Raw genomic sequence first — 14,022 nt, 5'->3', positions numbered from 1 at the left:
TGCTCAGTTCGTCGCTTCGGCGCGGGTCGCCGTCACGGCGTCGCCGTCGGTAGGCGTCGCGTCCCCGTCGGTAGGCGTGCCGCCCCGGCGACGCAGCAGCCAGAAGAGGCCACCGCCGATCGCGAACGTCACCAGCACACCGAGGACCCCGGACAGGCCCGTGGAGAGGAAGCCGTTCTCCACGCCGCGCACGCCGTAGTCGGCGAGCGGGCTGTCCCCCAACTCGTGGTCCTTCGCCTGCTGGGCCGGGCAGCTGCCGGCGACGATGTTGTCGTCGGCGTCGACCGTGCAGCCCTTGAGCAGGGACGAATCGAGCCCGTCCGGGTGGGACGAGGCGTAGTTGCTCACCACTCCGGCGAGCAGCAGGGCGACCAGCAGGCCGCCGGCCAGGAAGGCCCAGGAACGGTTCTTCATCGGACACCTCCGGCGACCGGAACGACGGGAGCGGCGGGCGTACGCAGGGAGCGCAGCGCGTACACCAGGTCGGGGCGCACCTTCGCGACGGTGAGCACGGTGGTCGCGGTGATCAGGCCCTCGCCGATGCCGATGAGCAGGTGGACGCCGGCCATCGTGCCGGCCAGCCCGGCCAGGTTGCCGCCGAGGTCGGTGGTGCCGCCGAGCCAGTACTGCACGACGAAGCCCTGGGACGCGACGACCACGCTGAGCATGGCGGCGACGAAGGCGGTCACCGCCAGGCCGGCGGGCGTACGGGGAAGCACTCGCAGCAGCAGGGCGATGAGCAGGTACGCCGCCGCGGTGCCGAGCAGCGCCATGTTGGTGATGTTGAGGCCGAGCATCGCCACGCCGCCGTCGCCGAAGATCAGCGCCTGGACGACGAGGACGACCGCCACGCAGAGCGCGCCGACCCACGGGCCGACGAGCATGGCGGCGAGCGCGCCACCGAGCAGGTGACCGCTGACCCCGGCCGTGAAGATCGGGAAGTTGAGCATCTGGACGGCGAAGATGAACGCGGCCACCAGGCCCGCCATCGGTGCCAGCCGGTCGTCCAGGTCGCGCCGGGCGCGCAGGACGCAGAAGGTGAGCACGGCAAGTGCGAGTGCCGCGAAGACCCCCGCGACGGGACCGTCGATGATCCCGTTCGAGATGTGCATCGCCAGTGTTTCCACGCGACCTCCCACGCGTCAGCGGACCCATGCGGGGCCGACTGGGTCAGCCTATTTCCCCAACCTCGTTGTTGCCAGACTCTGGCAACAAGGCATGGTGTTGATCACCTCGGGTTGCCCGGGGCCGCGGCCGCTCGCGCCGGTGGCGCGTCGGCGGCGACGGCACCGCCCGACCCGGCGGTAGGGTCGGGCCATGACCACGCCCGACCGCCTCTCCCCCGGTGACCCCGCCCCCGAGTGGACCCTGCCCACCGACACCGGCGACCAGCTCTCCCTCGCCGACCTGCGCGGCCGCAAGGTCGTCCTGTACGCCTACCCGGCGGCCATGACGCCCGGCTGCACCAAGCAGGCCTGCGACTTCCGCGACTCCCTTGCCTCGCTCCAGGCGGCCGGCTACGAGGTCGTCGGCATCTCCCCGGACAAGCCGGAGAAGCTCGCGAAGTTCCGCGACCGGGACGCGATCACCTTCCCGCTGGTGTCGGACGTCGACAAGGCGGTGCTCACCGCGTACGGCGCATACGGCGAAAAGCAGCTCTACGGCAAGACCGTGACCGGGGTGATCCGCTCCACCTTCGTCATCGACGGCGACGGAAAGATCGAACGGGCGCTCTACAACGTCAAGGCCACCGGCCACGTCGCCAAGCTCCGCCGCGACCTCGGCCTGGACTGACCGGCGGGAAGGAGCGGGACCGGGCTCGACACCGCGCCCGTCGGACGCTTTAGACTCAGCGGGTTGGCGGGAGTGGCGTAACGGCAGCCGCGATAGGTTTAGGTCCTATTGTCCGAAAGGGCGTAGGGGTTCGAATCCCCTCTCCCGCACAGGGTCACCGCTGCACTGCAGATGACTGGCCGGTCAGCCGCACCAGCGGGCGGTGGCACCGGCCGGACGGGTCGACGGTGTTTCGGCGGGCGGTGCGCTCGCCCTCGCGACCTCGACCGGGCGGGCCGGTGTCGGCGTGCCGCCGGCCCGGGTGACGGACGGCCGGGCCGTGGCGGGCTTCCGCGAACTGATCGGCGCGCCGGGCCCGTACATGCGGATCACGCTGGTCTGGACCTGGCCGGGCGCCATCCGGATCCCCGACGCGGTGACCCGGTTGCCGTACACGTCGCTGACCCGGACGCTGAACGGCCCGGCACCGGCGCCGGAGGGGATCAGCCAGTAGTTGTAGTCCTGCCGGGCTGTCGTCCGCCACGGGCCGCTGTCGCCCTGGCGGACCTCGACGGCGCGCAACGGGTTGCCGTGGTTGCCGACCCGGACGGCGAACCAGAACTGCGACGCGCCCTCCTTGATCCGGAAGGTGAGAGGGCCGGGCAGCGGCGGGTTGACCACCGCGCGGTAGGTGACCGGGACGAGGCCCTGGACCGGGTCGGCGATCCGGGTGAAGGCCTCCCGAGACAGGTCGAGATGCCCGGGTTCGCACTCCGGGCACTGGTCCATGATGAGCACCCGGACGGTGCCCTTCGGGCCGGTGACGTCGAGGAATCCGCCGCAGGCGGCGCCCGCCGCGTACTCGCTCGGGCCGAGCGCGACGTAGAGCCGGTTGGCGGGCGCGGCCGGGTTCGAGCAGTTGCCGCCGGTGCCGTTGGAGTCGTAGAAGGTGGCCTTGCCGCTGTGCGTGGCGGTGCCGGTGGGTGGCGCGGCGCCGAGTGTGCGGCTGGCCGCGCAGGCCGGGGCCGAGCCGGAGCGCAGCGCCAGGCTGATCCCGAGCGTCGCCGCGAGGACCGTGACGCCGGCGGCGACCAGCCAGGACAGCGGGCCGGACGAGGTCGCGGGCCGGTCGTCGGGAACCCGGTCCAGGTCGATGTCGATGTCGACGACCGCGGGAGCGCTTCCGTCCGTCACGACGGCGATGGTGCCGGAGGTGTGAGCACCCGGACAAGCGGGCTAAGCCAAAGCTAAGACAGCGTCGACGGACGGTGACCGGGACGTGCCGGCGGGACAGGCCCGCCGGTCACGGCTCGACGACGACCCGGTCGCCCACCGCCAGCGGTCCACTGTCGACAGGCACGAGGTGCAGTCCGAACAGGAGCTTCCTGTCGATTCTGCGGTGGCGCGCGAGGGTGCGCAGAGGCTCCTTCGCGCGTACCCCGGTCTCCTGGTCGGTGGTGGTCACCACGCAGCGGTCGCACGGCCCGGCGGCGCGCATCAGCAGGCCGCCGACGCGCAGCGACCGGCCGGCCCAGCCGTCCTCGGCCCAGGCCGGCGCTCCGTCGACCACCAGGTTGGGCCGGAACCGGGTCATCGGCACCGGCTCCTCCCCCGCCTCGGCCAGCCAGCCGTTGAGCGCGTCGAGCGAGGCGGTGTTCGTCAGCAGCAGCGGGTAGGCGTCGGCGAAGCTGACCTGGTCGCCGGTGTCGTACTCACGGCTCCCGGCGGCCAGGTGGCGGGTCGGTCGGGCCAGCCAGACCAGCCGGACCTGCCGGCCGAGCAGCGCGCCGAGCCAGGCGTCGGCCACCGGACCAGCCGCCACGGCGGCGACGGAAAGCTCGCGTCCGCGGAAGGTCCGCACCAGCACCTGCTCGCCACCGGCCGGCTCGGGCACGTCGAGGTCGGGCCGCCCGTCGGCGCGCAGCGTCAGACCACCCGGGCGCACGCCTGCGCGCAGGTCGACCAGCCGGGTCGTCTCCCGCTGGGTGACGCCGACGCCGTCGGCGTCCACCACCATCCAGCGCCGGTCGCCGGCCAGGCCCCACGCCTGCACCAACGCGCCGTCGTGGTCGACCCGGTGACAACCCTTGACCGGGTACGTGTGGATCGAACTCAGCCGCACCCGGCTACCATGCCACGCCGATTCCGTCGCCCGGATACCAGTGGTCGGCCGGGCTCTCCCGATAGGCGAGGAACCGTCGGCCGGTGCGCTCGGCGTGCTCGGCGAGCACGTTGGTGCTTGTGACGTTGTCGGTGAGCAGGATCGCGCCGGGGGCGAGCTTCGGCTCCACCGCGTCGAACTCACGCTTCTCGTGGGCGCGGCTGTGGTCGCTGTCGTGCAGGAACAGGTCGACCTGTCGGTCGAGGGCCCCGATCGAGGTGATCGAGTCGCCGATCACCAGGTCGACGACCTCGGACCAGGGCGCGCCGGCGGCGAGGTAGCCGGCCTCCGGGTTGATGTCCAGCGAGGTGACCCGACCGGGGTGGCCCTCCTGCGCGTTGCGCAGCAGGGCGGCGGCCAGGACGCAGGTGCCCAGCCCCTTGTCGACGCCTGTCTCGACCACGTGCGCGGGTCGGGTGGCGCGGACGATCGCGTACCAGCCGACCCGGCGGGCGTAGCGCACGCGCCTGTCGGCGAGCCCGCGGCGGGCGGCGCCTGCGGTGGCCCGCTCGATGTGCTCGCGCAGCGCCTGGTCGGACTCGATCTCGTCGATCCACGCGCGGACCTGCTTGACCGGCTGGTCGCAGACCACGCTGACGAACCAGGCCAGGTGCTGGCGGCTGAGCTTGGTCAGCTCGTACGTGTAGTTGTGGTGCTCGCGGGACGTCACCAGCCAGCGGGCGGAGACGCGGAGCACCCGCGCGTCGTGGCGGGCGACCCGGGCGAACCGCTTGGGGAAGGCGGCGACGGGCGCGAGAGGCGTACGGGCGATGGCCCGGCGCAGCTTCGATGGATCCACGGCTGTTTCATACCAGTTCCGGGGCACCACTTGTCGGAAAAAGATTTCAGTCGTCAAACGGACCCATGTGGACCGCCTCAGGGGCACGTGAGCGGAACCCGCGATCAGTAGCATCGGAGTTCATGCGGTATCGCCAGGGGCACGCGGAGCCCGAGACCCAGTTCATCGAGGCACAGCCACCATCGGAGCCGACGCCTGAGGCGCCACCGAAGCGTCGCCGGTGGAAGAAGGCCCTGCTGATCACCCTTGCGGTTCTGGTGCTGCTCGCCGGTGGCGGCGTCCTCGCCGGAGGGCTCTACTACCGTTCGGTGAACAACGGGATCGAGCGTGTGGACGCCTTCGACGGCGTACCGGAGGCCGAGCGCCCGCCGGTGGTCGAGAAGGCCAAGGGCGCCCTGAACATCATGATCCTGGGCAGCGACTCGCGGGACCCGGAGAGCGACGCGGGCTCCCGGACCGACACGATCATCCTGGCCCACATTCCGAAGGACCACTCCAGCGCCCAGCTCATCTCGATCCCCCGGGACACCTGGGTGAACGTGCCGAAGTCGCCGCAGGGGCGCGGCGGCCGGGACGCGAAGATCAACGCGTCGTTCGCCTGGGGTGGGGTTCCGCTGATGGTGCAGACGGTCGAGAAGTTCACAGGCGTGCGGGTCGACCACGTGACGATGGTCGACTTCGGCGGTTTCAAGGAGATCGTGGACGCCCTCGGCGGCATCGAGGTGGACGTGGAGAAGGGCTTCACCACGCTGTACGCGCTCAACGGCAGCCGGACGTTCGCCGCCGGCCGGCAGCGGATGGACGGCGCCGCGGCGCTCGACTACGCCCGGGAGCGCCATGCCTTCCCCGAAGGCGACTTCGCCCGGATCCAGCACCAGCAGCAGGTGATCAAGGCGATTCTCGACAAGGCGGCGTCCGGCGGCACGCTCGCCAACCCGGCCAAGCTCAACTCCTTCGTGCAGGCGACGGCGGACGCGGTGGCGGTGGACAAGTCGCTCAACATGCTGGACCTCGCCTCCGATCTCCGAGGGCTGCGCAGCGGCAACCTGACGTTCCTGACCTGCCCCACCAAGGGCACCGGGACGATCGGCGGCGAGAGCGTGGTCCTGGCCGACAAGGAGAAGGCCGCACGGGTCTTCGAGGCGGTCCGGAGCGACAACGTGCCGGAGATTCTGTCCGCCGCGAAGTAGTGCCCGCCGACCACGGTGGCGTGTCCCGGCCGAGCTGACGTTCGGTAGCCGTTCTGGTCGCGGTCTCCACACGGGCGATCACGGGGAGGTTCACAGTGTCAAGCCAGCCGACCACCAGCCCATCCCCCGTGCCCCAGACCCGGCAGCCGGAGACCGGGGCGGAGCCGGCCGGCCTGAGCACCACGGCCGTCCTGCCGTACGCCCGTTCCCGCACGTCGTCGCGTACCCGGTGGCTGCGGGCATGGATGGTGACCGCCCCCGTTGACGTCGTCGCGCTCGTCGCCCCGCTGGCGCTGAGCCACGACTACTGGAAGGGCACGCTGGCGAACGCCGCGCTGACGGTGGCCCTCTTCGCGGCCGGGGGCCTCTACCGGCCGCGCCGGCACGTGAGCATCCTGGACGAGCTGCCCGTCCTCTGCGGGCGCCTGCTGGCCTCCGCCGCGATCGTGGCGATCATCGCGGCGGAGCGCCACTCGTCGGTGACCTACGTGGGTGGGTTCATGCGGGGTGTCGCGCTGTCGGCAGGCCTCGTGATCCTCGGGCGAGCGGCCAGCCGGGCGTTCACAGTCCTGTCCCGCAAGCGTCGCTGGGCGGAGCACAACGCGATAATCGTCGGTGGTGGGCCGATCGGCGTCGAACTCGCCCGCCTGCTGCGCCGCTACCCGCAGTACGGCCTGCGGTTCGTCGGCTGCGTCGACGCCCCGTCCCGTCAGGACACAGTGGTGCTGCCGTTGAGCGGCACGCTTACCGACCTCGAACACCTCGTCCGGTTGCTGGAGTGCGAGGTGCTCGTCATCGCCGATCCGGACTGCCACGAGTCCACGCTGATGGCGACCCTGCTGCGTCCCCACAGCTCCCGTTGCGACCTCTGGGCGGTGCCCCGCCTGTGGGGGTCCCGCTCGCACAGCGGCTACCCGGACCACATCGGAGCATTCCCGATCGTCAAGATCCGGGACATCGCGCTGACCGGCCCCCGCTGGGCGATCAAGAGGGCTTCCGACATCGTGTTCGCGGCGTTCGCCCTCATCCTGTTGAGTCCGCTGCTACTGCTCTGCACCATCGCCACGTTCGTCGACGGCGGCCCGGGAATCTTCTTCCACCAGGAGCGGATCGGCAGGTTCGGCAAGCCGTTCAAGGTCATCAAGTTCCGGACGATGCGCCCGGTCAACGACCACGAGTCGCAGACCAACTGGTCCATCGCGCACGACCGCCGGGTCGGGCTGATCGGGCGTTTCATGCGTCGGACCTCGCTGGACGAGCTGCCCCAACTGTGGAACATCCTGCGCGGCGACATGAGCGTGGTCGGGCCGCGTCCGGAACGGCCGTACTTCGTCGAGAAGTTCTCCGCCGAGTACCCGACGTACGCGGCGCGGCACCGCGTACCCGTCGGGCTCACCGGGCTCGCCCAGGTCAGCGGCCTACGCGGCGACACCCCGATCTCGGACCGGGCGCGGTTCGACAACTACTACATCGAGAACTGGTCACTGTGGTTGGACGTCAAGGTGGTGCTGCGGACCGTCGCGGAGGTGTTCCGTGGCGGCGGCCGGTGACCAGGGGTACCCGCCGCACCGGGCCGCACCGGTGCGGCGGTTGATGTGGTTGCGGGTGCCGGAGGGTTCGGGTAGACAGTGCCAGCGGTGTGGACCTCGTCGTCCCCGCCGGTGTGCCGCACCAGCCGGGGGAGACGAGTGAAGAGCGTTTCGGTGCCGAACGCCGGTCGATCGTCGCCTGACGACGCCGACCCGCGGCACCCCACCGACCCTCCCCCGTCCGGTCTGCTCCGCCGGCTCGTCGCACCGGAGCGTCTCTACCTCGCGGCCCTCGGCCTGACCGGCCTGGCGGCTGTCGTGTCGGTGGCCCTACCCGCCGCCGAACGCGGTGAACTCTCCGCGAACATGGTCAGCGCGACGCTCGGCGCGGCCGTCGGCGGGCTGTCGCTCGACACGTTCCTGCTGTCGCGTCCGGCGGGCTGGGTGTTCTCCCGTGGCCGGGCGTGGATCCTGACGATGTTCGTGGTCTCGGTGCTCCTGTCCGGGGTCGCCGCCGCGCTGCTGACCGCGCTGGGCGGCATCGGCAGTTACCTGATCGGTGTGGGTTCCGCAGCCGGCTTGACAGTCTTCAACACCGTCTCGTCGATCGCGCTGCGGCAACGGAGTTTCTTCGCCGTCTACGCGATGCGGGCCGCGAGCGGCGCGGTCCTGGTCGGCGGCTACCTGGCGCTGCTGGCCACCGGGCAGGTCGACGGCGGCCTGTGGAGCGTCGTCTGGCTCGGCGTCCAGTGGGTCAGCGCGCTCGCCGTGTGCGCCCTGGTGCTGGGGATGGTCCGGCGGGTCGGACCCGCGCCGGCGCCCACGGCCGACGCCCTGGACTACCGCTCCGACCTGCGCGCGGTCGGCAACCTGCACACCGGGATCTTCGCGCAGATGATGACGCTGCGGTTCAACCAGATCCTGGTGGCCAGGTTCGTCGGCGCCGGGCCGCTCGGCGTGTACGCACTGGCTGTCGCGGCGTTGGAGTTCGCGCAGGCCGGCGCCGTGGTACGCGCCCAACGGATCCTCGCCGAACGGAACGTCGACGCGGCGGAGCACCGGGCCGCGCCGGTCGTCCGGTCCGCCGTTCCGGTGGCCCTGGCCGCCGTGGCCGCGTTGGCGGTGCTGGGCCTCCTGCGACCGGAGTACCGGCTCGCCTGGGTCCTGGGGCTCTGCCTGCTGCCGGGGACGCTCGCCGCCGCCGCCGGCAAGACCTGGAGTTCGCTGCTGTTGAAGAAGCGGGGTGAACGGGCGACGACGATCGCGGCGGTCGTCACGCTTGTGGTCGCCGTCACCGCCTACCTCGGGGTCATCCCGCTGGCCGGGGTGATCGGGGCGGCGCTCGCCTCGTCGCTCGCCTACGCCGTGCACGCCCTGATCTCTCGTGCGAGCCTGCGACAGTCGCGGCCGCCAACCCCTGGGACGGTCTGACGTGGATGTCTCGATCGTGGTCCTCGCCTGGGAGGACTACCACCGCACGCGCGCCTGCGTCCTGTCGTTGCCCCGAGGGGCGGAGATCGTCGTCGTCGACAACGGCAGCTCGGAGGACATCCGGCGGGCCCTCGGCGGGTTCTGCGCCCAGCAGGGCGTCCGCTACGTCCAGTCCGACTCGAACCTGGGTTACGCGCGCGGGATGAACCTGGGTGTCCGGCACACCACCAGGACGAACGTCATCCTGTCGAACAACGACATCATCGTGCGCGAGGGGACGGTGCAGCTGCTGCTGCGGGCCCTCGACGACCCCACGGTGGGCGCCGCCTTCCCGGGTGTCGTCACCCCGTCCGGCGTCGCGCAGACCGAGGGCGGTCGTTTCCTGAGCGTGCCCGTGGGGCTCGCCCACGCCACCGGCCTGAGCATGGTCCTGCCGAACCTGCGGCTCATCGCCGAGCCGGCGAAGGCCGACTGGTTGACCGGGCCGTTCGTGGCACTGCGACGGAGCACCCTCGACGCCATCGGCGGTGTCGACGAGACGTCGTTCTTCTACGGCGAGGACATGCGCCTGTGCTGGGCGGTGCGCCAGCGGGGCCTGCGCCTGGCGTACGTGCCCGACGCGGTAATCATGCACGAGGACGACGCCACCGCCCGACGGCGCTGGACCGAGGAGGAGATCTCCCAGCGGCGCACACGCGAACTCGTCCGGGCCACCCGGCAACTGGCCGGCCGACGGGGGGACGTCGCCAGCGCCGCCTTCGTGGTCGGGGTGCTGCTGCGGGCGGCCGTCGGCCCGAACCCGGTGCGGCGGGCGATCGCGCGGGGGGCCGTCGAGGGGCTGCGTACCCGATGAAGGTGCTGTTCGTCTGCACCACAGGCGGGTCCGGCCGACGCCAGTTCGGCGGCGCAGAGCGGATCCTCACGGAGATCATTCCCGCGCACGCCCGGACGGGCGTCGACGTCGTCGCCGCCACCTCCGACGACGAGGTGGGTGCCTCCCTGCGGGACGCAGGCGTCCCGTGGGTCAACCTCAGCGCGACCCGGCGGATCGACCTCGGGTACGCCCGTTCGCTTCGGCGTCTCGTGGCCGAGATCAGACCGGATGTGGTGTGCGCCCACCTGCTGTCCGCGGCGATGCACTCGCGGGCCGCCCTGGCCACCGAGCGGCAGGGCACCGCCCTGGTGGTCACCATGCACACCAGCCTGTGGCAGTTCCTCGACACGGCACCGTCGGTGAAGCGCAGGGCCGGCATCCAGTCCAACATCACGCTCGACCTCGTCATGCGTCGGTTGCGTCCGCACGCGAGTGTGGCCGTGTCGCAGTTCGAGGCCGACGAGCTGCGCAACCGGGGCCGGGTCCGTGACGTCCACCTGATCCCCAATCCCCTCCCGGCGGCCTGGCCCGCGCCGGCACCGACGCCGCGTGCCGCCCGGCGACCCGTGGTGGGATACCTGGGTCGGTTGGAGCCGGAGAAGGGTGTCGACCTGATACCCGAGGTCGCGTCGCTCATGACGGACACCGACTTCCGGGTCGCCGGCAGCGGGGCACTGACCCTGGCCGCCCGACCGAACGTGGAGATCGTCGGCCGGGTCGACGCCGCCGACTTCCTGCGGCAGATCGACTGCCTCGTCGTCCCGTCCCGCGTCGAGGCCTTCGGTCTGAGCGCCCTCGAGGCACTGTCCCTGGGCGTACCCGTGGTCCACTCCGGCACCGGTGGACTGGCAGAGGTCACCAGGCACGCGGCCGGAACGCTCGCGTTCCGCAGCGACCTCACCCCGTCGTCGATCGCCCCCGCGATCCGCCAGGCCGTCGCCGCGTCCACCGTCGAGCAGCGGCGCGCCGTCGCGCAGTGGTACGCGACGGAGTACGCCTTCGACAGGTGCGTCAAGCGGTGGCAGAGCCTGTACCGGTCACTCCTCACGAGGAACGCATAATGATCTTCCAGAAACATCTGACCGTCGGCCTCTGGCTGGCCGCGGTCGCCGTCGTCGTACCGATCCTCGTGGTCAACCGGGCAGCCGGAGTGGTGGCGGCGTTCGCGGCCGTCGCGGTCATCGCCGTACGGTCCGCCCTGTGGCTCGCGGTGTGCTCCGCCGCGTGGGCGCTGGTCTTCCTCGCGGTGATCACGGTTCCGGGTCCGTACGACTCGCCTGCCGGCCGGGCCGTCATCCCCGTCCTCGGGGTCTTCGTCGGCTGTTTCCTCGCCGCCTGGTACGCCGGTCGATGGCTGGCCGCCCGTGGCCGTCCCGTCGTCGCCGAGCCGCCGAAGGCGCCGCCCCTGTGGTGGATCCGGTCGGCGGGACAGGGCGGGGACGCCACCCCCGCGCCCGCCGACGCGGCCCGGTCGCCGCGCCCCACCCTGCGGTGGCCGTCGGACCGCCGCCTCACCGGCTTCCTGCTCGCCGTGCTGGCCGTCGCGATCATCGGGGGCGCGCTCAAGTTCCACGGTGCGGTGCCGCCGCTCTTCGCCGACAACCCGGACGTCGCCCGGGCCGAGCTGGGCGCACGGTCGAACATCGTCGTGGGTCTGCTCGCCGAGGCCTGGACGCTCGGCATGGCGATCTCTCTCCTGCGGGTGCTCAACGGCGGGTCCGAGGGCCGCTGGCGGTATCTGCTCCTGGTCCTGGTCTTCACGTTCGGGGCGGCACTCGGGGCCAGCAAGAACTCGGTGCTGGTCGGGATCGTCCCGGCGCTTGTCGCGGCGCTCTCCACGCGACGCGAGTCGGGCGGCATGAGTGTCCGGCACCGGCAGATCGCGGCCCTGATCGTTGTCCTGGTCGGCCTCGGCGTGGTGGGCGGCGCCGTCTACCTGGGAGGGCAGCGCACCCTGGCCGGCACCGGCACCTTCGAGGACCAGTTCCGGGCCCAGTACGGCGGCAACCCGATCTCCACGAGCGTGGGATCCCTCGACCTGTCGCTCAGTTCGTCGGTGGAGACGTTCGGTCGGCTGTGGGAACACCGGGAGGAGTACGACCCGGCGTGGGGACGCTACTCGCTGACCTTCACCGGTTCGGTGGGCGAGCGACTTCTCGGGCCTGTCGATCTCTACAAGATCACCGGTGGGCTCAGTCAGCCGTTCTACATGAACACCGCGACCTTCGTGGCGGTGCCTCTGATGGACTTCGGGCCGGTCGGCGCGGGCGTGGCCCTGGCCCTCACCGGGCTGGTCGTCGGCTTCGCCGAGCGGCGGCTCAGCGAGGTCCCCAGCCCGGCACACCACATCGGGCGCGCGTTCCTCATCTACTACGCCACCTTCGGCGTCTACGAGTTCTACCCGGTCATCCAACCGTTCTGGCTGTCCCTGGTGCCCGGGATCGTCGCGTTCTACCTGGTGAGCAACCCGTCCCGGCTGGCGCTGCCGGCCTGGCCCAAGCTGGTGGCGCCGACGTGGAAACGCTGACCGTCGTCACGGTGCTCTACCGGTCCGCCGGCATGCTCGCCGAGACGCTGCCGACCTGGGTGCGCAGCGCCGAGGGCCTGCCGGTGCGCTTCCTCTTCGCCGACAACTCGCCGGAGGACGGCTGCCGGAAGGTCGTCGCCGACCACCTGGACGACGACCGCTACGAGTACCTGCCCGACCCGACGAACCCGGGCTTCGCGGCCGGCTGCAACCAGGCCGTGGCGCGGACGACGACCAGCCACGTCCTGCTGCTGAATCCGGATGTCTGGCTGCCCGAGGGCGCCCTGGCGACGATCTGCGCCGCCGTGGCCGAGACGCCCGGGGCGCCGATCGCGGTCGGCCTGTCGATGCACGGCGGCGAGTACGTGGGCATCGACCTCAACCCGATCTCGCTGTTCATCGACAGGTCGGCCACCGCTTCCCGAGGCCCGCTGGGCCCGTCGGGCGGTGCGGCGGTCTTCCCGGTCGAGCTGTTCCGGCGGTTCGGCGGTTTCCACGAGCACCTGTTCGCCTGGGGTGAGGACGCCGACCTGGCCCTGCGCCTGTACGCGTCAGGGGTGCGCACCCGCCGGTCGGAGGTGGTGCTGCCGCACGCGGGCGGCCACAGCGTGCAGGGGGAGCAGACGTTGCAGGCGTTCCGCGCCTACCTGCTGGCCCGCAACCGGCTCCTGGTCGCGGCCCGCACCCTCACCTGGCCGCTGATGCTTGTCGCCGTCCCGGTGCTGGCCCTGGCGCACCTCGCGCTCGCCGTCCGCCGGGTGCGTCAGGGTCTGCTGCGGCCGTTCCTGCGCGGGGTGGGCGAGGGACTGCGCGGTGGGCCGCGCGCCCGCCGTGCGTGGCCGGGCGACCGGTTTGGCTTCGCCACCCTGCTCGACTACCTGACAGTTCGGAGAGCGTGATGACGCATCGACGCTGGAGTGTCGTGACTGTCACCTACAACTCGGCGCGGACGCTGCGCGAGTGCTGGCGGGGCGGGGCCAGACCGTACGAGTGGATCGTGGTCGACAACTGTTCCTCGGACGACTCGGTGGCGGTGGCACGGAAGCTGGGCGCTGAGGTCATCCGGTTGCCGGGGAACGTCGGCTTCTCCCGGGCCAACAACATCGGGCTGCGCCAGGTGGCGGGCGAGTACGTCCTGTTCGCCAACCCGGACCTGGAGATCAACCCGACTGAGGGGTTCGGCGTCCTCGCCAGGCACCTCGACGCGCACGGTGGGCTCGCCGCGCCGCAACTGCTCTCCTCCGACGGCGTCCCGCAGCCCAACGGCCGCGGCTTCCCGTACGCCACGGCGAAGCTGGGCAACCGGAAGGTCTGGCCGCTGTCCCGCCTGCACGCCTCCTACCGGTTGACAGCCGAGCCGGGCGGTGCGATCTGGGTGGCGTGGGTCATGGGCGCCGCGGTAGCCGCCCGCACCAGGGAATTCGTCGACCTGGGCGGCTGGAACGAGCGGTTCTTCCTCTACTACGAGGACCACGAACTCGGCCTGCGGGCCTGGCGCAACGGCCTCCCGGTGGCGCTGCTCGGCGACGTCAGGTGGACACACCACTGGGGCCGGGCGACCAACTCGTTCCGCTGGTCCCGGGCGCACACCCTGGAGCTGCGCAGCGCCCGGACGTTCTTCGGCATGTTCCCGGAGTTCCTGACCGGGCTGCCGCCCGCGCCGCGCCGGCACCGGCAGGCGGCGCGGCTGGTCGGCTCCGCGGTCCCGAACGGCCGCTGAGCACGGCCAGGACTCTGA

Annotated in this window: 14 protein-coding genes and 1 tRNA gene; 10 read left to right on the top strand and 5 right to left on the bottom strand. The window is 71.7% G+C overall.

Annotation, left to right across the window (positions count from 1 at the left end; all coding sequences use genetic code 11):
* Positions 1-3: 3 nt before the first annotated feature.
* Both ACFY1S_RS03385 and ACFY1S_RS03380 read right to left on the bottom strand, forming a co-directional pair.
* A complete protein-coding gene (locus ACFY1S_RS03385) occupies positions 4-414 on the bottom strand; it encodes a PDGLE domain-containing protein (RefSeq protein WP_387112412.1) in 411 nt (136 codons plus the stop codon).
* The gene (locus ACFY1S_RS03380) at positions 411-1,127 is read right to left on the bottom strand and encodes an energy-coupling factor ABC transporter permease (protein ID WP_387112410.1); all 717 of its coding nucleotides are present in this window, start codon (positions 1,125-1,127) and stop codon (positions 411-413) included. Before ACFY1S_RS03380 ends, ACFY1S_RS03385 begins: the two co-directional genes overlap by 4 nt.
* A 190-nt stretch (positions 1,128-1,317) precedes the next feature.
* On the opposite strand from ACFY1S_RS03380, the gene bcp reads away from it, so the two are divergent.
* Positions 1,318-1,794 carry a thioredoxin-dependent thiol peroxidase gene (gene bcp, locus ACFY1S_RS03375; RefSeq protein WP_364367299.1) on the top strand — a complete coding sequence of 159 codons (477 nt, stop codon included), beginning with the start codon at positions 1,318-1,320 and terminating at the stop codon, positions 1,792-1,794.
* A 66-nt stretch (positions 1,795-1,860) separates the two neighbouring features.
* Positions 1,861-1,943, top strand: a tRNA-Leu gene (locus ACFY1S_RS03370).
* A gap of 34 nt (positions 1,944-1,977) precedes the next feature.
* Here ACFY1S_RS03370 and ACFY1S_RS03365 read toward each other — a convergent pair.
* The 3 genes from ACFY1S_RS03365 to ACFY1S_RS03355 form a co-directional block, all read right to left on the bottom strand.
* Entirely contained in the window at positions 1,978-2,967 is a 990-nt protein-coding gene (locus ACFY1S_RS03365; RefSeq protein WP_387112407.1) for an expansin EXLX1 family cellulose-binding protein, read from the bottom strand.
* A 109-nt stretch (positions 2,968-3,076) separates the two neighbouring features.
* Complete coding sequence (locus tag ACFY1S_RS03360) at positions 3,077-3,895, bottom strand: MOSC domain-containing protein (RefSeq protein WP_387112404.1); 819 nt, start codon at positions 3,893-3,895, stop codon at positions 3,077-3,079.
* Positions 3,896-3,899: 4 nt separating this feature from the next.
* The gene (locus ACFY1S_RS03355; protein ID WP_387112402.1) at positions 3,900-4,733 is read right to left on the bottom strand and encodes a class I SAM-dependent methyltransferase; all 834 of its coding nucleotides are present in this window, start codon (positions 4,731-4,733) and stop codon (positions 3,900-3,902) included.
* A 122-nt stretch (positions 4,734-4,855) separates the two neighbouring features.
* Here ACFY1S_RS03355 and ACFY1S_RS03350 point away from each other — a divergent pair, with 122 nt between their 5' ends.
* From ACFY1S_RS03350 to ACFY1S_RS03315, 8 genes are all read left to right on the top strand, one after another.
* Entirely contained in the window at positions 4,856-5,923 is a 1,068-nt protein-coding gene (locus tag ACFY1S_RS03350) for an LCP family protein (RefSeq protein ID WP_387112400.1), read from the top strand.
* A 245-nt stretch (positions 5,924-6,168) separates the two neighbouring features.
* Complete coding sequence (locus ACFY1S_RS03345; RefSeq protein WP_387114260.1) at positions 6,169-7,473, top strand: sugar transferase; 1,305 nt, start codon at positions 6,169-6,171, stop codon at positions 7,471-7,473.
* A gap of 138 nt (positions 7,474-7,611) precedes the next feature.
* A complete protein-coding gene (locus ACFY1S_RS03340) occupies positions 7,612-8,883 on the top strand; it encodes a hypothetical protein (RefSeq protein ID WP_387112397.1) in 1,272 nt (423 codons plus the stop codon).
* A 1-nt stretch (position 8,884) separates the two neighbouring features.
* Entirely contained in the window at positions 8,885-9,736 is an 852-nt protein-coding gene (locus tag ACFY1S_RS03335; protein ID WP_387112394.1) for a glycosyltransferase, read from the top strand.
* Complete coding sequence (locus ACFY1S_RS03330; protein ID WP_387112392.1) at positions 9,733-10,818, top strand: glycosyltransferase family 4 protein; 1,086 nt, start codon at positions 9,733-9,735, stop codon at positions 10,816-10,818. The genes ACFY1S_RS03335 and ACFY1S_RS03330 overlap by 4 nt, the downstream gene beginning before the upstream one ends.
* Positions 10,818-12,284, top strand: coding sequence for a hypothetical protein (locus tag ACFY1S_RS03325; protein WP_387112389.1), 1,467 nt, complete (start codon positions 10,818-10,820; stop codon positions 12,282-12,284). Before ACFY1S_RS03330 ends, ACFY1S_RS03325 begins: the two co-directional genes overlap by 1 nt.
* On the top strand, positions 12,272-13,183 hold the full coding sequence (locus ACFY1S_RS03320; protein WP_387112386.1) for a glycosyltransferase family 2 protein: 912 nt from the start codon (positions 12,272-12,274) through the stop codon (positions 13,181-13,183). The genes ACFY1S_RS03325 and ACFY1S_RS03320 overlap by 13 nt, the downstream gene beginning before the upstream one ends.
* Positions 13,183-14,004, top strand: coding sequence for a glycosyltransferase family 2 protein (locus ACFY1S_RS03315; RefSeq protein ID WP_387112384.1), 822 nt, complete (start codon positions 13,183-13,185; stop codon positions 14,002-14,004). Before ACFY1S_RS03320 ends, ACFY1S_RS03315 begins: the two co-directional genes overlap by 1 nt.
* The last annotated feature ends 18 nt before the right edge of the window (positions 14,005-14,022 follow it).

Source organism: Micromonospora sp. NPDC000663 (genome assembly GCF_042898105.1).
Lineage (GTDB): Bacteria > Actinomycetota > Actinomycetes > Mycobacteriales > Micromonosporaceae > Micromonospora.
Note: the sequence above shows the minus strand (reverse complement) of the source record. Positions and strands in the feature narration are given on the sequence as shown.